This is a genomic window from Ensifer sp. NM-2 (genome assembly GCF_003024455.1).
Taxonomy (GTDB): Bacteria; Pseudomonadota; Alphaproteobacteria; order Rhizobiales; family Rhizobiaceae; genus Ensifer; species Ensifer canadensis.
On sequence record NZ_PVZR01000013.1, the window covers coordinates 187,485 to 206,406 of the forward strand.

17 protein-coding genes and 1 pseudogene are annotated in these 18,922 nt (G+C 57.6%); 16 read left to right on the forward strand and 2 right to left on the reverse strand.

Annotated features, from left to right (window positions below; translation table 11 throughout):
• The first annotated feature begins 3 nt into the window (after positions 1-3).
• The 8 genes from C6558_RS24120 to C6558_RS24155 all read left to right on the forward strand — a co-directional run bounded on the left by C6558_RS24120 (position 4) and on the right by C6558_RS24155 (position 8,474).
• Positions 4-1,335, forward strand: coding sequence for a GDSL-type esterase/lipase family protein (locus C6558_RS24120; protein ID WP_107027807.1), 1,332 nt, complete (start codon positions 4-6; stop codon positions 1,333-1,335).
• 149 nt (positions 1,336-1,484) lie between these two features.
• Positions 1,485-1,916 (forward strand): hypothetical protein, encoded by a 432-nt coding sequence (locus C6558_RS24125; protein ID WP_057207728.1) that lies wholly within the window; start codon positions 1,485-1,487, stop codon positions 1,914-1,916.
• 47 nt (positions 1,917-1,963) lie between these two features.
• Positions 1,964-2,113 carry a DUF5989 family protein gene (locus tag C6558_RS24130; RefSeq protein WP_107027808.1) on the forward strand — a complete coding sequence of 50 codons (150 nt, stop codon included), beginning with the start codon at positions 1,964-1,966 and terminating at the stop codon, positions 2,111-2,113.
• A 14-nt stretch (positions 2,114-2,127) separates the two neighbouring features.
• The gene (locus C6558_RS24135; protein ID WP_107027809.1) at positions 2,128-3,960 is read left to right on the forward strand and encodes a carbamoyltransferase; all 1,833 of its coding nucleotides are present in this window, start codon (positions 2,128-2,130) and stop codon (positions 3,958-3,960) included.
• A gap of 203 nt (positions 3,961-4,163) precedes the next feature.
• Positions 4,164-5,309, forward strand: a complete 1,146-nt coding sequence (locus tag C6558_RS24140; RefSeq protein WP_057207730.1) for a glycosyltransferase family 4 protein — start codon at positions 4,164-4,166, stop codon at positions 5,307-5,309.
• On the forward strand, positions 5,287-6,261 hold the full coding sequence (locus C6558_RS24145) for a hypothetical protein (RefSeq protein WP_107027810.1): 975 nt from the start codon (positions 5,287-5,289) through the stop codon (positions 6,259-6,261). Before C6558_RS24140 ends, C6558_RS24145 begins: the two co-directional genes overlap by 23 nt.
• 321 nt (positions 6,262-6,582) lie before the next feature.
• Positions 6,583-6,792, forward strand: coding sequence for a 4-oxalocrotonate tautomerase family protein (locus C6558_RS24150; protein ID WP_057207732.1), 210 nt, complete (start codon positions 6,583-6,585; stop codon positions 6,790-6,792).
• A gap of 263 nt (positions 6,793-7,055) precedes the next feature.
• A complete protein-coding gene (locus tag C6558_RS24155) occupies positions 7,056-8,474 on the forward strand; it encodes a polysaccharide lyase family 1 protein (RefSeq protein ID WP_158268955.1) in 1,419 nt (472 codons plus the stop codon).
• Between the two features lie 10 nt (positions 8,475-8,484).
• Here the strand turns inward: C6558_RS24155 and C6558_RS24160 are convergent, their stop codons facing one another.
• The gene (locus C6558_RS24160) at positions 8,485-9,825 is read right to left on the reverse strand and encodes a lipopolysaccharide biosynthesis protein (protein ID WP_371412288.1); all 1,341 of its coding nucleotides are present in this window, start codon (positions 9,823-9,825) and stop codon (positions 8,485-8,487) included.
• A 244-nt stretch (positions 9,826-10,069) separates the two neighbouring features.
• Between C6558_RS24160 and C6558_RS24165 the strand changes: the two genes are divergently transcribed.
• From C6558_RS24165 to C6558_RS24185, 5 genes are all read left to right on the forward strand, one after another.
• Positions 10,070-11,314: a polysaccharide biosynthesis/export family protein gene (locus C6558_RS24165; protein ID WP_057207735.1), complete on the forward strand. Its 1,245-nt coding sequence runs from the start codon at positions 10,070-10,072 to the stop codon at positions 11,312-11,314.
• A gap of 56 nt (positions 11,315-11,370) precedes the next feature.
• Complete coding sequence (locus C6558_RS24170; protein WP_234907959.1) at positions 11,371-12,063, forward strand: sugar transferase; 693 nt, start codon at positions 11,371-11,373, stop codon at positions 12,061-12,063.
• Complete coding sequence (locus tag C6558_RS24175) at positions 12,060-12,794, forward strand: PIG-L deacetylase family protein (RefSeq protein ID WP_057207737.1); 735 nt, start codon at positions 12,060-12,062, stop codon at positions 12,792-12,794. Before C6558_RS24170 ends, C6558_RS24175 begins: the two co-directional genes overlap by 4 nt.
• Before the next feature lie 25 nt (positions 12,795-12,819).
• Positions 12,820-13,980 carry a DegT/DnrJ/EryC1/StrS family aminotransferase gene (locus C6558_RS24180; RefSeq protein ID WP_057213882.1) on the forward strand — a complete coding sequence of 387 codons (1,161 nt, stop codon included), beginning with the start codon at positions 12,820-12,822 and terminating at the stop codon, positions 13,978-13,980.
• Between the two features lie 334 nt (positions 13,981-14,314).
• Positions 14,315-15,469: a glycosyltransferase family 4 protein gene (locus C6558_RS24185; protein WP_057207739.1), complete on the forward strand. Its 1,155-nt coding sequence runs from the start codon at positions 14,315-14,317 to the stop codon at positions 15,467-15,469.
• Between the two features lie 8 nt (positions 15,470-15,477).
• Here C6558_RS24185 and C6558_RS24190 read toward each other — a convergent pair whose 3' ends face one another.
• Positions 15,478-16,428: an alpha/beta hydrolase gene (locus C6558_RS24190; protein WP_057220988.1), complete on the reverse strand. Its 951-nt coding sequence runs from the start codon at positions 16,426-16,428 to the stop codon at positions 15,478-15,480.
• Between the two features lie 165 nt (positions 16,429-16,593).
• Between C6558_RS24190 and C6558_RS24195 the strand changes: the two genes are divergently transcribed.
• From C6558_RS24195 to C6558_RS24205, 3 genes and pseudogenes are all read left to right on the forward strand, one after another.
• Complete coding sequence (locus C6558_RS24195; protein ID WP_107027812.1) at positions 16,594-16,848, forward strand: hypothetical protein; 255 nt, start codon at positions 16,594-16,596, stop codon at positions 16,846-16,848.
• Positions 16,849-17,107: 259 nt separating this feature from the next.
• Positions 17,108-17,538 (forward strand): annotated as a pseudogene (locus C6558_RS24200) (helix-turn-helix domain-containing protein); the annotation flags it as partial.
• 369 nt (positions 17,539-17,907) lie between these two features.
• A partial coding sequence (locus C6558_RS24205; protein WP_107027813.1) for an ISNCY family transposase occupies positions 17,908-18,922 on the forward strand: 1,015 nt, incomplete at its 3' end.

Below are 18,922 nucleotides of genomic sequence, written 5' to 3' on the forward strand. Positions count from 1 at the left end.
GTTGTGATCAAGCGAAACCTTGGCATATTAATATGCGTGCTCATTGCAGTTTATCTCCTGGTGAGCCCCGCATATGCGCTCCTAAATTTCCGGGATTTTGCCTCGGATGTTCCACTTTTCATTCGCTACGTTGCCATCCCCGGCCTGCTTGGAATCGCCTTCCTGGGAATAGGTTTGTTGGCCAAACCGTCTTTTGCAATGGCTGTTGGCGTTTACGGTCTGAGCGTTCTCGTGGCCCTTTTCGCATTTGAGGCGTTTCTCGCCTTCCAATCGATCTCGGTGCGACTGGCTATGCTGGGTCAACTCAACCCTGCTCAGGCTGAAACAGTTGAGCAGGACAAGAACATCGTACGAGGCTTCGCCCTAGGCAGTCTGAACCGTTTTTTGCAAACACAAAAGCTATCGACAGCCCTTTTGTCGGGCTTCCCAAATACCAGCGTCGTCCTGTGTACACCTGACAATCAAATCATAAAGTACACTGCGGACCGCTATGGCTTCAACAATCCGGACGATGTTTACGACCTCCCGATGGACCTGATGCTTTTGGGTGATTCCTTCGTCGAGGGATTTTGCCTGCCACCAGGCCAGGATCTTGCGTCGCGTCTAAGGGCCAGCGGTTTTTCAACGGCGGGCGCGGGAATTCGCGGCAACGGCCCTTTGCTTGAGCTCGCGACGCTGGGCCGCTTTGGGCCACTCTTTCGACCACGCCACGTGGCGATGGTTTTCTTCGAGGGCAATGACTGGGAGAATTTCGAGAATGAGCTCAGCAAACCTTGGCTGCGCGATGCGCTTTCGCCAGCCGCCCACTTTGGCACACAGTCAACCGCACAGCCGGCATCGCTTCAGGCCAGAGTCATTTTGAACCGGAACAACAGCAAGCCCATCAACTACATTGATATACTGACAAGAACAGCGATGCTTCGAAACTTCCTGGCCCTGCAGCAAACTTTTACTCGGCTCGGATTGATTTACCCAAAGGCGGCTCGTGAAATGCCGGAATTCAGGGAGACCTTGCACCGAGCTAAAACAATTACCGCCTCATGGGGCGGCAGGTTCACCCTTGTATATGTGCCGCGGGTCGACCGCTTCGTCGGCCCATTTTCTACAGACCGGGTATACGATCAGCTCCGCACAATCGTGACCGATGCCGCGGCGGCCGAGGGAATCGAGGTCATTGATCTTCGCAATGCGTTAGAGGGCAAACCTGACCCGGCGCGCATGTATGCCCCGGACAGCCATTTCAGCCGCGAGGGGGCAGCCTTTGCCGCTGATGTCATCAGCCGACATTTGGAAATCGTCGACAGGTCGTCCAGGATGGTAACGAATATGAGGTAACTGCGAGAAGCGATGTGGGGCGACGTCTATATCCATTGGTATATTGACCGAGACTTTGCGCACCTGTTGAATCCCCGCCAGACGTATGAAACCATAATCGAGCTACGCCCGTTACCGTCTTCTGTTCTGTACATTCTGGGCAAGAAACAGTGAGCGAATCGCACGAGCAATTATTCGAGGATATTCCGCAAGGGCCATCGAATCGTAACTTCGGTTACACGGTGGGCGGTATCCTCCTTTGCCTTGTTGTGGCGAGATGGATAATCACCGGAACAATGACACCGGTCATGTTGGGCTTTGCGAGCGTCGGTGGCCTTCTGGTCTTGCTGGCTCTTATTTACCCGGCCTCTCTCACAATTCCCAATGAGATTTGGAGCAAGCTCGGCCTGCTCCTGTTCAAGGTCGTCAATCCCGTCGTGATGCTCATCATCTATGTAACAACGTTCGTGCCTATAGGGTTGCTCCTGAGAATGCGAGGTTACGACCCTCTCGCACTGAAATTTGACCGGGCGGCGGTCACCTATTGGGTCAACCATCCGTTAGAAGAGGCGGAGCCGTCCACAATGCGAAATCAGTTCTGACGACGCGGTTTTTTTGCTGTGATCGAACGTCGAAGAAGGACCGAAACATGGAAATGGTACGCGAGCTTTTCCACTATATGAGCGTCCGCAAGAAGTTTTGGCTGCTGCCCGTCTTTATCATGGTCGCAGTCTTTGGAGCTCTTTTGGTCCTGACCCAGGGCACCGCGGTTGCTCCCTTTATCTACACTCTGTTCTGATGCGGAGAGGGTGAGTGCGAGTTCTTGGAATCTCGGCCTTCTATCATGACAGTGCGGCGGCCTTAGTCGAGGACGGACATATCGTCGCTGCGGCGCAGGAAGAGCGCTTCACCCGAAGGAAGCACGATGCGTCCTTTCCAATGAGGGCGGTTGAGTACTGCCTAGCCGAGGCAGGCTGCGGCATGAGCGAAATCGACCACGTGGTCTTTTATGAAAAGCCATTCTTGAAGTTCGAGCGATTGCTTGAAACTTATCTCACAACGATCCCGAGGGGCTTTCTCTCTTTCAAGACCGCGATGCCGATATGGATCAAGGAAAAATTGTTTCAAAAGAAACTTCTGCGGCAGAAGCTCGGAAAACTGGCTGGCTCGAAAGAGTGGACAGGCTCGCTCCTGTTCACCGAGCACCATATGGCGCATGCGGCGAGCTGTTACTTTCCGTCTCCTTTTTCGACTGCAGCCGTGCTGACCATGGACGGCGTGGGCGAATGGTGCACCACATCAATAGGGCATGGCACCGACGATCGCCTCGCCATATTCAAGGAGATACACTTCCCCCATTCTCTGGGCCTACTCTATTCCGCTTTCACCTATTACACGGGATTCAAGGTAAACTCAGGCGAATACAAACTTATGGGCTTGGCGCCTTACGGGCAGCCGCGTTTCGCCCAAACTATTCTAGATCATCTGATCGATTTGAAAGAGGACGGCTCGTTTCGCCTCGATCAACAGTATTTCGACTACTGCACTGGTCTTACAATGACTTCCCCGGCCTTCCATCGTCTCTTTGGAGGCGAACCACGAAAACCGGAATCCGCCTTAACCCAGCGCGAAATGGACCTGGCTGCGTCCATCCAAGCAGTGACCGAAGAGGTGGTCCTGAGGCTCGCACGCTTTGCACAACTTGAAACGGGCGAAAGAAACCTGTGCCTTGCCGGTGGTGTCGCGCTGAATTGCGTCGCAAACGGTAAGCTCCTTAAGGCAGGCATATTTGACAATATCTGGATCCAGCCGGCAGCCGGCGACGCCGGAGGTGCTCTTGGCGCGGCCCTTACTGTTTGGCACGGTTTCCTCAGCAATGGTCGGAAGGTCAATGGTCGCGATAGCATGGAGGGCGCATATCTTGGGCCCGCCTACGGCCAAAAAGAGATCGAACAGCGCCTTACTACCGCCGGAGCCGTCTACGGCGTTCTTTCGGACAGCGAGGTTACCGAGAGCACCGTCGATGCTCTCGTTGAGGAGAAGGCTGTGGGGTGGATGCAAGGCCGCATGGAATTCGGGCCGCGAGCGCTCGGGGCGCGATCCATATTGGGCGATCCGCGGTCGCCTACCATGCAGAGAACGCTAAATCTCAAGGTTAAATATCGCGAGAGCTTTCGCCCCTTTGCGCCCTCTGTCAGGCGCGAGGATGTATCGGACTGGTTCGATATCGATGTTGACAGTCCCTACATGTTGCTTGTTGGCGACGTATTGGAAAGTCGAAGACATCAACCGAACACTGATGAGCAGGAATTATTCGGCATCGACCGCCTGAACGTCTCACGATCGCAGATCCCGGCTGTTACTCACGTCGATTATTCGGCCCGAGTGCAGACGGTGCATAGAGAGACCAATCCCCGTTACTGGGACTTGCTGACTGCCTTTAAGGCGCGCACCGGCTGCCCGGTTCTAGTCAATACGAGCTTCAATGTGCGTGGCGAACCGATCGTCTGTACTCCAGAAGACGCTTTCCACTGCTTCATGGGCACCGAGATAGAAAGGCTTGTCATTGGAAACTGCGTCCTTCGAAAGGAAGATCAGCCCGACCGCCTCAAGCAGGACTACAAGGAGCACTTTGAACTAGACTAACACCTTGATTCACATTGCCGCGCTGAAACAGGCATAGGGCCTTTCGGATGAAAATTGGTGCCGCGCGCTCGTCTCGCTTCTCAGGCAACGGTGGAGAATTGGGAGAGCCTTGATCAAGCTGGCAGTACGCCAAAACTTAAGAACGCCCCGATCATTCCCAGCCGAGCAAAACCGACGGTAGCACTGTGCGATTGTGAGGAAGCATGCGACTTGCGTTAGTTGAAGCAGGCCTCGGCGCCGGAGGAACGGAACGGGTCGTCAGCCTCATCGTGAAAGACCGCCACGCGCGCGGCGATGAAGTCCATGTATTCGCCTTCAGCTCAGATGAGGATGACATTTACTTTTCCTTGCCAAGCGGCGTGACTGTCCACCGATTGCCGGACGCACGAGAGGGCCCGTTTTCAAGGAGCTCTGTCAAAACCGTCAATCGGATTTTGCGCCTCCGTGCAGAACTCCGGAAGCTTCGCCCGGATGTCGTGCTTTCGTTTCTGACGAAGATCAACATTGTCTCCCTGCTTTCCACGCGCGGCCTAGGCATTCCGGTGCTCGTTTCGGAACGCAACAATCCCGGTGCTCAACCCAAGCATTTTCTCTGGAACATGATCGAACCTTTGGTTCTGAGCCAAGCTCACCGCTTGATCATGCAAACGGAGGCCATTTCCAAGACCCTGCCCACATCGCTGAGGACAAAGGCGGTCGTCATCGGCAATCCTTGTGACCGAAGCCGTATCCTTAAACCTACCCGTAGAGCTTTACGTGTCGTGGCAGTTGGGCGGCTGGTGGATCAGAAGGGCTTTGATACGCTTATTGAAGCCTTTGCCAATGTCTGTGCGGAGGTTCCCGAATGGTGCCTGACGATTTACGGCGAAGGTCCGGACCGACATCAATTGCAAGAGAGGATCCGGGCTCGGCACATGCAGGACAGAATCTCGCTCGCAGGGGTGACGGCAAAGGCCGGCTCCTGGATTGATGACGCCGCCCTATTCGTTCTCAGTTCGCGTTATGAAGGATTTCCCAACGTTCTGATGGAGGCGATGGCGGCAGGGCTGGCGGTTATTTCCACTCGGTGCGACTTTGGTCCGGCGGAGATCATTGAGGACGGGGTGTCAGGTCTTCTCGTTCCCGTCGACGACGTCGACAGTTTAGCGGCAGCATTGAAGCTCTTGATGCTGGACGAAAGCCTGCGCGCAAGCTTTGCGGAAGCCGGCTATCAAACCGTCCTCCGCTTTTCGACCGAAACCATCATGGCAAAATGGGATTCCTGCATCAGGCAGGTGACTGCAGCCAACCGGCGGAGCCAAAGGCGCCCGCTGAGAAGGGGGCGAGATGAACTTCGATCGGGTGAATGACAGCGGAGGAACCGCACCCGCGGACGCAAATTTCGCCGACATACTTATCCATATCGGCTATCACAAGACCGGATCGACCTACCTTCAGGACCATTGCTTCCAGCCCATCAATGGCTACTCCAGCAACATAGGCGGGTCGAGAACGCGCATTGTGAAAGACATCGCATTCCCCGACAATTTCGTCTTCGACCCCTTTGTGTGCCGAAGCCTTTACTTACCCTATATCCACACCGCGCGCGACAATGGTCTGCGCTTCGTCCTTAGCCACGAACGGCTCTCCGGATATCCGCCAAGCGGTGGTTATGATCGCATGCTCATTGCGGACCGGCTCGTGCGTACGTTCCCCGCGGCAAGAATTCTGATCGTGGTGCGAGAGCAGGTATCGCTGATCAGATCGATATATAGCCAGTACATTACCGACGGCGGGGATCTCTCGCTCCAGCGGTTTCTTGAGACGCCTGAACCACAATTAGGACGCATGCCTGGGTTCCGTCTCGAAGTCTACGAGTTCGACCGACTGATCCGGCACTATCAGGAGCTCTTTGGCAGCGTTCTAGTGCTACCTTTCGAGATGATGGTGCGGGACTTGGAAAGCTTCGTGGGGCAAATCAGCCAGTTCATGGAAATGCCGCCTCCCGCCTCGATCGCAAAGGTCGTCACTAACAGCAGGCGTCCAGTCACGATGCAGTTCGTTCAACGCTTTGCAAACCGTCTCATGAGCAACAACGAACTCAGCCGCGGCGGGATAGTTCAAATCCCCCGCTTCGCGCGGCGTTTCGCACGAATGAAGCCGGTCTTCGAACGCCTAACTCCGCAATCATTTGACGAGCGGCTAAACAGGAAAATTGACCGCAACATACGCGCATTCGTTGCCGGCCATTATCGTGATAGCAACTGCCGTGTTATGGAGCTAACTGGCTTGGATCTTGAAAAATTCGGTTATGCGGTCTGATCACCGTTTGTAATCCAACATTGAATGCCGTGCCAATCGACGGACAACCTCCGCCCACCTTCTATAAGCACCCTGTTTCTACAACATCGACGGGCTTGTAATGATAATCCGGGAGTGACAGGGGAGGGATAGTTTCGGAGAGTGTAGGATACTGTGGCGTAGGTTTTTCGTAAGCGGTGTCCGCTTACACCTTGACCGAGCTGCCTATTGCAGTGCCGAGTGATGGAGGACATGACGGGGATGGCAACCATGGCCCAGACCAGTCATCATAAGAGGCCCCTTTTGAGACAAGCTTCGGTCTGGAAACACGGAGGTTAGCCGTTGCCTTACGTAAAAGTTGAGATCGCAAAAGGGATCGCCAGCGTCGATCAGAAGCGCGCTGTCATCCGAAGGATGACAGAGGTTCTTGTCGAAGAGTTGGGCCGCAATCCCGAATATGTCTTTGTCGTGATCGATGAAATAGATACCGATAATTGGGGCAGGAAAGGCGTCACGCTGACCGACTTGTGGCAACAGGCAAAGACGGACTAGCCCGTTGCCCCTTTGGGCCAACTGCAGGCATTTACGCGGCCGGGTGGCGGCATAACTCCGATTGTTGGGTCAAATTCACGGCGCAGTGCGCACCTATGCGCCAGATCCAGTGTTCATGGAAAAAATCGTGAAACCCTCGCACGCTGCGAAAGCGAGTTCGAGGGTAGGCTGGTGCCCTTCGTTGACTTGAGTTAAAACCACTATCGTTCGCCCAGCCTTCTTGTCCCGGCGAACCGATGTGGAGCCTTAGCAGGAGATTTCACATGACAGACGCAGCGAAGGCGGTTTCGAATTCGAATTGTTTGTTGTTTCGCCTGCCTTTCTTTCGTAGGGGCAGTGCGGTCGCCGGCGCTTTCCTTGCGCTGACGTCGGCGGCGGGACTGTCCCTGGCACAGGAACAGCCGGCATTCCCGGGCGCTGAGGGCTACGGAAAGATGGCAACGGGAGGAAGGGGCGGGGCGATCATCCCGGTCACCAACCTCAACGACGCTGGCCCCGGTAGCCTGCGCGCCTGCATCGATCTCAGTGGCCCGCGCAATTGCGTGTTCAAGGTCGGCGGAACCATCAAGCTGAAAAGTTCATTGGTTGTGCGCGACCAGAACGCCAATCTGTCCATTCTCGGCCAGACTGCACCGGGTGGCGGCATCCTGCTGACCATCGACCAGACAAACAGCGAGGGTCTACACACGCCCTTCGTCGTCAAGGGATCAGTCAACGTCATCATCCGTCATCTGCGGATGCGGCCGCAGTTTTCCAATTCGATACCGAATGTTGATGGCGTGACGATCGAGGACAGTCGGCTGGTTTATGTCGATCACGTGTCGACGTCCTGGGCGACGGATGAGAACTTCAACGCCTATGCCACCACGACGGATCTAACCGTTGCCAATTCCCTGTTTGCCGAAGGCCTGAACAAGCACAGCAAATGCGCGCTTCTCGGCTCGGATCCGCGGGGCCCACAAAACATCAGCTTCTGGAAAAATGCTTGTGTTTCCAACAGAGACAGGAACCCGGACAATAACCACTATGGCGGCTCATGCATCGAGATCGTCAACAATCTCTTCTTTAACGCAGCGTCCGAGTGGGGCGAAATATTCTCGCAATTTCCCGGGGGGACGCCGATCTCCTTTGTCGGTAACTACTTCAAGGCAGGCCCGAGTACCAACGAAGTCACCTATGCGATGAACTGGAACGACACGGCCAGTGTCGACAACCCGAAGCTCTACCAAAGCGGCAATGTTACCTGGAGTTTTGGAAAAAAATCGATCGTCGCGATCGCGCCCGACACGCTCGGCTTCGTCGTCGACAAGCCGCCTTGTCCGTTGGCGATTGCCAATCCCGAGCCGGCCGAGGCGGTCTATGCCTCCGTCACGGCGACCGCGGGCGCCTTCCCGCGTGATGGCGTTGACACACGGGTGATCGCCGAAATCGGGCCCATCGGGCAGAAGGGCGGCGGCAAGATGGTCAGCGTGCCGGGTGCCCTGCCGGAAATCGCCAATGGCGAGCCTTATCTCGATTCCGATGTTGACGGCATGGCCGACGCGATCGAGCCGCAGTTTGGTGCCGCAGCGGTCAGCAATGACCCTTGGGTCGACGGCGACGGTAACGGGTGGTCGAACTTCGACGACTTCATGCAGTGGCTTTCTGAAGAGCGCATCGCCGGACGCTATCCCACAGACTGAAGATGTTCGGCTAGATGCGCCGGCGATAAGCCACATACATCATCGCCAGCCACACGACTGACATGACGATATGGGCAACATTGGCGCCCATGGCGCCAATCTGCGGAATGAAGATCAACGCCGTCACGTAAAAGCCCACGACCGAAATCAACACGCTCGTGAGGACTCTGTGTTCCTCTCCTATCGCCAACAGTGCTGAGCGGAAGACGGCACCGACGAGGGTTAGTGTTACGGCAATCGACTGGACAATCACCAGTGGCGCGGCGCCGACGAATTGCGGTCCGGCTGTCCATTTCAGCAGCGGCTCGATCGAGACGTAGAATGCACCTATCATCGCGACGCCGAATGCAAGGAGCAGCCACTGCGTCTGGGACACAGCGCGCCGGAATTCGGCGCTCGCGCCCGCGGCCCATGCGCGAGCGAGTTCAGGATAGAGCACCGTCTGGACCTGGCTACCTGCCTGTTGCGCCAGGCGACCGACGCGCTTGGCGATGTGAAACAGCCCTGCTGAAGCCGGGTCGGCGAGGTAGCCGACCAGCAATGTGTCAAGTTCGTTGGCGCTTGCGCGAATAGTCAGCGAGACATTCGCCGATATCGCGAATTTCCATAGGCCGGGAAAGCGGGTCCGAAGCTGTGCCATTGACGCCGACGCCAGACCGTGAAGCAAGCCTTCGCGCTTGAGGGCAACTAGGGAAAAAGTAACCAGCGAAATGGCGCTCAGGATCTGCGCTGCCATCCAGATCAATGCGAATTCGAACAGCCCAGCACCGGTTATGTAGCCGAGAAAACAGAGGATGACGCGCAAGAGGCTCGAAATTACCTGGCCGTAGGCTAGGGAGGTGAACCTGCCAAAAAGCCTGAGGACCGCGGTCGGCATGCCGGAAAGCTGAAAAGGCAAGACGAAGCAGTAAACGAGTACCAGTTCTTTCACCGGCTCCGAGAGGCCGAAGAAGGGTGCGGCGAGAAGAACCAGCAAGATTGCGATCAGGCAACCGGCGATCGCGGCTGCGACATCGAGAAGGAGTCCAAACTTCAAGATGGCGCGCAGATCGTCGTTACGCCCGGCCTCTTTTGCCTCGCTCCCGAACTTAATGAGCGGCTGCCAGGACTGAAAGCTGACCAGCCGCTCGACCGCCCTTATGTATGCGAAGCACAGCGCTAACATGCCATAGTCGGCCGGACCGAGTGCGCGCGCGGTCAAGGCAAAACCGGCGAGCCCAATGATCGAGCCGAGGAAATTGCCCGTCATCAGATGAGCGACCGCCTGCAGCCTCTCCTTAAGGCTTTTTTCCCGCCTCGCGATGTCGCCGAACGCCTTCATGGCGCGTCGTAGTTTCTTGCGGATCGTCACGCGCGTTCCAGAAGATCATGCCGGGGGCGCCGGCGAGAGAAGGGACAGTCTAGGTAGCTCTTTAGGGGTAATCCATCGGGGTAATAAAAATCGAAATTACTCTCCCTTTCGGGATATGTATTATAATGTTACCGCATCTTTTTATTTTCAACCAAAATCCTTTGACGGCTCGGCGAACGTCAGAATATAGTCGCCGACAATACGATCTCCGAGCGTTGTCTTTTCTTTCGAGAGGCGCAATCGCATGACCGGAATCACGAGCTCATTCGACAGGAGCCTGGCGAGAAGGATTTCCAAATATCTTCTCGCAGCGATCCTGTGTTTTCTGCTCAGCGTGACGACGGGGGGAGGGCTTTCCGCCGACTATCGGCTGTCTACTGGCGATATCCTCACCTTCGACTTCCTGGACGACGCCGAGATTCCCGTGACGGTAACGATTTCGAGCGACGGCGATGCCCAATTTCCTTTGATTGGATCCGTCAAGATCGCTGGATTGACGGTGACCGCGGCCTTGGAAAAATTACGCTCCGAGTACCGTTCCCGGGAAATCCTGATTGATCCAAAGCTCTCGCTCAACATCTCCACGTTTCGTCCGATCTTCGTTCTCGGCGAAGTGCGAAGCCCCGGTTCCTTCCCCTTCTACGGCGGCCTGACGGTAGAACAGGCCGTGGGTCTCGCTGGCGGCACCCAGATCGCATCCGTCAATCCGTCCGACCGGATCGTGGCGCGCGCAAGGCTCCGCGGCGAGATTGAGGGAGCTGACGCGCAAATCGTCTATGAGGCGATTTACGCTGCCCGTCTGGTTGCGCAACTGAAGAACAGCGCGAAGATCGACCTGAAGGACGTGCCGGAAGTCGCCAGGGGATACCTCGCCGACCTGCCTCTCAAAGGGGTTATCGAGGTCGAGGAAAAGATCCTGAGTGCCGATCTCGCCGCCAACAAATCACAGAGCGCCATTTTGTCGGAAGGAATTGTCCAGGGGCAAGGCGCGATAGACATCCTCGATCAACTTGTGGCTCAACAAAAGGAAGTGGTCGACATCAATGAAAAGGACCTGGCGCGGGTGAGCTCGCTGCGCAAGCGTGAACTCAACACCGAAAGCGACCTTTCACGCGCCAGGAGCAACGCATCGAACGAAAAGTCCCAGTTGCTTGAGACCTTCGCGACGCTTGCCCGTTCACGGCGGGAGCTGAGCGAAATGAAGCTGGAATTCGCCAAGCTCGGGGCGGATCGCGAGAAGGAAATTCTCATGCAACTGCAGGAGCGCGACGTGGAGATCAAGAAACTGATCGCGAGCAGGCAAGCTGCCCAGGAGCAAATTCTGCTGATGGCGGCGGCGAGCGCCGATGAAGCAAACAAATCCAAGATCAGTTACACCTACGAGATCCGCCGCAACCCCGTCGGCGGCAAGCCGGCGAGCATTGAGGCTTCCCCATTAACGGAAATGCTGCCGGGCGACGTCTTGGTGGTGGCAATAACGGGCATGTAAGCAAGCACGGTCACGGCGGCACCGCCGACCAAACAGACGACGTGACGGAGAGCGGATTGAGACGGAACGGCCGACATGCACTCGAGATGGGCCCTATAGCTTTACCAGCTGAAAATGGCCGGGTAGACAGCGTTCTCATCGCCGGCGTGTTGCTTATCCTCTGCCTGCCGCTGATGCTGTTGGCGGCCGCGATTGTATTCGCCACACTCGGTCGGCCACTCATTTTTCGACAATTGCGTGCCGGTCTCGGGGCTAAGCCATTTTCCATCGTCAAGTTTCGCACCATGCGCGAAGGTCGCGATGCGAACGGACACCTGTTGCCCGACCATCTGCGCGCGACGAGACTGACATGGTTTCTGCGACGCACGCGCCTCGACGAATTGCCGCAATTCCTTTCCGTCGCGCGGGGTGAGATGGCCTTCGTCGGACCGCGCCCGCTTGGTCCCACAACCATCGCGGAATTCGGTGAGCTCGGCCGGGTCCGTTGCCGGGTACTGCCCGGCATCACCGGATGGGCGCAGGTCAACGGCAATACACGCCTGTCGAACGAGGAGAAACTGGCGCTCGACATCTGGTATGTCGATCATGCGGGCCGATGGCTCGACACGCGCATCCTCGTCATGACCGTACTCACCCTTGTCGCCGGCGAGAAGCGGAACGACAGGCACTTGGCAGAGGCACGGCGTCATGTCGCCGAACGATACGGCGCCGCCGCGCCTTTCGCACCACTAGGAGAAAGCCATCGATGAGCAAGCGAGCCAAGGCAAAGAGGGGTCCTGCGTTGCCTGTTCCGCTCTCGTTTGGCCGAACCCTGGTGATCGCGCCACACCCGGATGACGAGGTGTTGGGAGCGGGCGGAACGATCGCTCGACTGACCGCGGAAGGCGAGCGGGTGTTCGTGGCGATCGTAACCGAGGGGCGGCCTCCCGCCTTCACTTCGGAAAGCATCGCTCTAGTCAGATCGGAGGCCAATCAGGCCCACGCATTGCTAGGCGTGGAGGAAACATTCTGGCTCGGTTTCGAAGCGGCTGGACTCGACCTGGCCGGGCATTCCGCCGTCAACAGTGCGCTCTCGGATCTCGTTCGTCTCCTATCTCCCGAGACAGTTCTTCTGCCATTTCCCGGCGACATTCATCGAGATCATCAGTTGGCGTTTCTTTCGGCGTTGGTGGCAAGTCGCCCCCACCAGGAAAGCTTCCCTCATCGCATACTGGCCTATGAAACATTGTCCGAGACCAACTGGAACGCGCCCTATCTGACTCCGGGCTTCACGCCGAACGTCTTCGTCGACATCTCGAGCTATTTCGAAAAGAAGCTCGAAGCAATGCAGTGTTTTGCGTCCCAGATCCGCTCGCCGCCACACGAGCGATCGACGAGAACGCTGTCGGCGCTGGCGCAATTGCGCGGTGCGACGGTGATGAGCGAAGCGGCCGAAGCGTTCGTCCTTGTTCGTTGGATGCTGCCACAGACGCGCTCATGACAGGGTGGAGTTCGGGGGGACACAGATGCATCGATGGCCCATCTACGATGAACAGCAGATCGCAGACGTCTGCAACGTGCTGCGAACCGGCGAGGTCAACGCCTGGACTGGACCTCACGTTCGCGCCTTCGAAGCGGCCTATGAACATTATCTGGACATGCGACATGCGATCGCGCTTGCAAACGGAACCGTCGCGCTTGACTTGGCACTTCATGCACTCGACCTGCAGCCCGGCGACGAGGTCGTCGTTACACCCAGGAGCTTTATAGCTTCCGCATCCTGCGTGGTCATGGCCGGGGGTAGGGCGGTGTTCGCCGATGTCGACGAGGAGAGCCAGAACATCACGGTAGAGACGATCGGCCGCTGCCTGTCGAAAAAGACCAGAGGCATTATAGCGGTTCATCTCGCCGGCTGGCCCTGCGACATGCCGGCAATCATGGCGCTGGCGGCCGAAAACGATCTCTGGGTGATCGAGGACTGCGCCCAGGCGCACGGAGCCTCCATAGCAGGCCACCCCGTCGGAACGTTCGGCGAGATCGCCGCATTTTCGTTTTGCCAAGACAAGATAATTTCGACGGGCGGCGAAGGTGGCCTGATCGCACTAAACGACGAGGCCATGTGGAAACGCGCCTGGAGCCGCAAGGACCACGGCAAGAGCTACGATGCCGTGTTCAAGACGGAGCATCCCCCGGGGTTCCGTTGGCTGCATGAGACGATCGGCACCAACTGGCGCATGACGTCGATACAGGCAGTGCTCGGGACGGCGCAGCTCGCCACGCTTGCCGACACTCACGATATCCGTGCGGTCAACGCAGCAATCCTTCACGACGCCATCAAGGATCTGTCGGCGCTTCGCGCCCCAATTCCGCCGCCGGAGTTCGTCCATGCGTGGTATCGCTTCTACAGTTTCGTGAAGCCAGAAATGCTGCGCGACGGATGGAACCGGGATCGGCTTGTGGCGGAGATCAATGGCCGCGGCGTGCCGTGTTTTAGTGGCAGTTGCTCGGAAATCTATCGGGAACAGGCATTCATCAACGTCGGCATGGTGCCGGCGCACCGACTTCCAGTCGCCCGGTCTCTCGGAGAAACGAGCCTGGCCTTTCTGGTGGATCCCAGTTTCGACGAGCAGGCAATGAGGACGATCGCGGACGTCGTCAGGAACGTCGTCGTGGGCGCTACGAAGTGACCGCGTGGTCAGCAGCTCGTTCGCGCATGCAGAGAGCTGCGATCGGTTCGAGCATACGGTCTGCTCGCGACAGAATGGACCGAAACCAGATTCTGCCGGATTTTCGGCGAGAAACGAGGAACGCGTCCGCCAACGCAGCATGAGAGGTCACCCGAACACGCTTGAGATGCCCCTTTGACACCCTGCAAATGCTGCTCATCGGCACCCCCTGACGGCGCACTGAAGCCGTCGCGGCAGCGGGTAAAACAGAATACACTGCAACTGCGATCCGGAATGTAACAACCATCATCTAATTGACCGAGGACGTGTGGAACGCGACGGGGAACATCAACGAATGGCAACGAGCCCGTATTGTGGCGCGCACGACCATCCGGACCAAAAAACGACCAGAACCACGATCGTCGTGCCGGCACTCGGCGCCGGCGGTACCGAGCATGTCGTTAGCCTGGTGGCAAATCACTGGTCACGGCAAGGGCATGAGGTAACCATCATTACCTTCGAGGCCCCGACTTCGGAGGCATATTATCCGATTGATCCGCATATCGATATCTGGCGGCTCGGTGGGGCAGGGCGGCCTCGATCGAACCTTCATTCCGGTCTGATGGCGTTTCGCAGGATGCGAAAGCTTACAGCCGCGCTTCGAGCGTCCCGCCCGACCTTCATCCTCAGTTTCCTCACGCGAACAAACGTTCTCACACTGCTCGCGGGCTGGCGGCTTGGTGTGCCGATCATCGTTTCCGAGCGCAACAATCCCGAACTGCAGCCCGTTGGACGCGGCTGGAAGCGATTGCAGCGATGGCTCTACCCGCGCGCCTTCGGCTTGGTAACGATGACGCGCGGGGCGCTCGAAACCTTTCCACCCATCATGCGCAAGCGTGGCTGGGTCGTTCCTAATGCATCCGATCTGCCGCCGGGTTGGAACAGCAGACGACAGGATAACACGTTGACTGCCGTCGGACGCCTGACCCACCAAAAAGGCTTCGACCTGCTGCTCGAGGCATTCGCCAAAATCGCGCCGGATCTGCCGGAGTGGCATTTGCGCATTTGGGGGGAAGGGGAGGAGCGGGCAAACCTTGAGGCGCAAAGGAACCGGCTTGGTCTTGCCGACCGGGTGAGCATGCCTGGCGTCACGAAGCGGCCAGGAGAATGGGTGGAGACGGCCGACGTGTTCGTGCTCTCGTCTCGCTATGAGGGATGGGGGATCGTGCTGCTGGAGGCGATGGCCGCCGGAATTCCCACCGTGTCGTTTCGGTGCCAATGGGGGCCCGAGGAAATGATCAGCGATGGCGAAGATGGAATCCTGGTCGAACGGGAAGATATCGACGCCCTGGCGACGGCCCTCGGAAGGATCCTGCGGGATCCGCTGCTGCGATACCATCTTGGGCGCGACGCGGAACAAAGTGCGCGGCGGTTCACTCAGGAACGAGTGCTGGCGGAGTGGGACGCGGTGGCCGCCGCGGCAAAAGCCGCTGGAAGGATGAACTCATAAAGAGCCACTCATCCAGAAATTGCCACGTCGCGGGCTCGGGCTATACGGCTATCAAGCTCCTCGAGCCGGCGAACAAAACCGATATTGGCAGGCTGAAGTGCCACGGCCTCGGCAAGCATTTCCCGCGCGGTAGCGAGTTTACTGTCGCGGATGTGACGGTTGGCCCGATGATATAGGAAATTAACGCGCTCCACGGGCGAGAAGCCCTCGCCAAAGCGAGCCTGCAACCGGTCGGCGCAAGCGGGATGGCGAGCGATTGCCGAGACCGCGATTTGGTAGGGCCTCATGGGTGCGGCGACACGAACCACGCGGGCAAGTTCCCGTAGGCCCGTGAGGTTGTCTGCTCGGCAAGAGTCGATGAGCGAAAGAGCCCGCGCTGTCCCAGTGAAGGCTCGCACGGTGCCATGTCCGGTCATATGGACCGGAACGAGCCGCGTCTCTGCTTGGAGCGCCGCGATCTGCTCCGCGTGCCGGCGATCGACCGAATGGAACGGATCGAAAAAGACATAGCCCCGGCCGGCCGCTTGGTCGGGGGCGATCCCCATACTGGTGTGGAGCTTGGGCGAGAAATGTCGCGTGAACCGGCGATCGAACGGTACCGCATTCGGGTCAATCGAGGCTTGCGGGCAGAAGGCGATGGCGACGGTCGCGTCGAAGCGCCGACGATAACGCAGCGCCGCATAGCCGCCCTGTGAATGACCGTAGAGGACACGCTCCGGCGCGGCACGCAAAATGGGTTGCGCCGCGTCGACCGCCTTAACGATGCTCGCTGCCGGAAACCAATTAGGCCGCCGGCTGATGAAGCCGAGCGCGGCAATGTCGGCTTTTTCGCAAAACCGTTGCGCCCAGAACCGACTGCCGTTCGCCTGCATCTCCATCTCATTAAAGGTGACAAGAAGATAAGGCGATGAACCCGCGCGGTGAATTACTTCAATATTCTCGTCGGAATAGATGAGCATGCGGTCCTTCCCTAGTTGACCTCAGTATACTTCTAATTTTGAAACATTTTTTCTTGTCGGGCGAGCCATAGAATATTTGAACTCTTTGAAAACTCAATCCACGGGGCATCGCACCGATCAAAAAAACACCAAAACAGTGGTGCACCTGGGGCGAAAACGCTCGCCATGCCGATTGGTGGACGATCGATTGCTGACACGATTCAGTTGCAGCACTGGCTAACACTGGTGCCGGACACAAAGAGCGCGCAGCGCTTGTTAATCAAAGACCTGACTGAGCTTGCAAGCCGTATCACCGGAGAGGCCGACGAGCTGCTGGCGGCAGTTACGGAAGAGGGTATCGCCCATGGGATTCTCAAGACCATTCGCGGTGTAATCGAGGCACGCGCGACCCATTTGCTGCTCATTACGCAGAGTGCCTGACAGGACAGCCAAATCCGTGTTTCGCCGCTCGAAATGTTCATTCGCTCATTCTAACGCGCGGGGGGTAACGGCAAGGTCGGCCATCAGGTTGTCAGCGAGGAAGGACATCCGGTCTTTCGCTCTCTTGGGCCTGCTGTCGATACCGGATCAATACTCTCCAAAAGTGCCACTTGAATCTTCTCGAGTTGAGGGACGCCGCCGGTCTTTTCGGCGCTCGCCCGGGAAGACCGGCGGCACGGCATCTCCGATACTACTCTCGATGGTCGAGAGGGGATTGGCGGTCATCAAACTCGGGGAGATAGTCATAGTCTTAGATTTACACCGGCAGGGCTTGTCGGTGTCTGCGATCGCCAGGCAGACCGGCGTCGATCGAAAGACAATCCGCAAATATATCGAACGGGGCCTTGAGGCACTTGCCTATGGACCGCGGCCTATCCCGGTCTTAGCGGACGGCGGCTCCTGCGGGAGCTGAAGGAACGCGGATATTCCGGCGGCTACACTGCAGTCACGGACTTTCTCAGAGACGTCCGCCCGTCCTCCGAACACGGGTTTGAAGTTCGGGTCGAAACGGCTCCCGGCGAACAAGCTCAGGTGGATTTCGCCCAATTCCATGTTGTCTTCACCGATGAGCCGGCAACCCCCAGGATCGTTTGGCTGTTTTCCATCGTGCTGGGCCATAGCCGTCTCATGAAATCCGATCCTTGCTCATGAAAAATGATTCCTAAGAGACAATTTCATGAAAAACGATGACATGCATGCGGACAAACGCCGACCTTCGCCTTGCGCCCTAAGAACTGGCTCCTTTAGTTGGCTGTAATTGTACATACTCATGGGAGGACCATGAACCGCACCGGGTCTGCCGGGGGCGCATTCAACAGCTTCGAAGTTGCGCCAAGGCCCGCGTCGACTGGGTCACGCGGACCTGTCTCGGGACCATATTTGTAAGTTCCATAACAAAGCTTACGCGATCTTATCGTGTAGCCGCAAAGTTGAAGTGTCCTGATCCTGCAAAGTAAGAATGTCACTCTCCCCGGGTTTTGATGACCTGGGAGATTGCGGATGGGATTGATTGCGATGAGCGAGCGTGACCTGCAGCGGATTGAGGTCTTGTCGAAAGTGATTGCCGGGCGGATGACGCTGGTGTCGGCGGCCCATGTGCTTGGCTTGAGTACCCGCCAGGTGCGTCGTCTGTTGGACCGGATCGGCGCTGGCGGTGCGGCGTCGATCCGGCACCAGGCGATCGGCCGGCCATCGAACAACCGGATCTGCGACGGCGTACGCGATTACGCCATGGCGATCGTGCGCGAGCGCTATGCGGACTTTGGTCCGACGCTGGCGGCCGAGAAGCTTGCGGAGCGTGATGGTCTGACGGTGTCGCGCGAGACCTTGCGCCAATGGATGTCGGAGGCCGGCCTGTGGCTGTCGCGCAAGCAGCGACGGACGTTCCATCAGCCGCGGCTGCGGCGCGAGGCCTACGGCGAGCTGGTTCAGATCGACGGTTCCGAGCATCGCTGGTTCGAAGATCGCGGTGATCCATGTTCATTACTGGTGTTCATCGATGATGCGACCGGCAAGCTGATGCAGTTGCGGTTTGTACGATCGGAAAGTGCGTTCAGCTACTTCGAGGCGCTGGAACTCTATCTGAAGGCGCATGGTGCTCCAGTCGCCTTCTATTCCGACAAGCATTCGGTGTTCCGGGTTGCGAAGAAGGATGCCAAGGGCGGCCAGGGCATGACCCAGTTCGGGCGTGCACTTTGCGAGTTAAACATCGAGATTCTTTGCGCAAACTCGAGCCAGGCCAAGGGCCGCGTCGAGCGGATGAACCGGACGCTACAGGACCGGTTGATTAAGGATCTGCGCCTGGAGGGCGTCTGCGGCATGGACGACGGCAACGCTTTCCTGCCTCGGTTCATGGAGCGCTATAACCGCCAGTTTGCCATTACCCCTGCCAGATCTGATGATCTGCATCGGCCGCTGAACCTTGCCCCGGATCGGCTGCGCGACGTGCTATGCAAACGTGAGCAGCGTTATGTCGGTGCCCAGTTGACGTTTTCGTTCGAGCGCCAGCGGATCA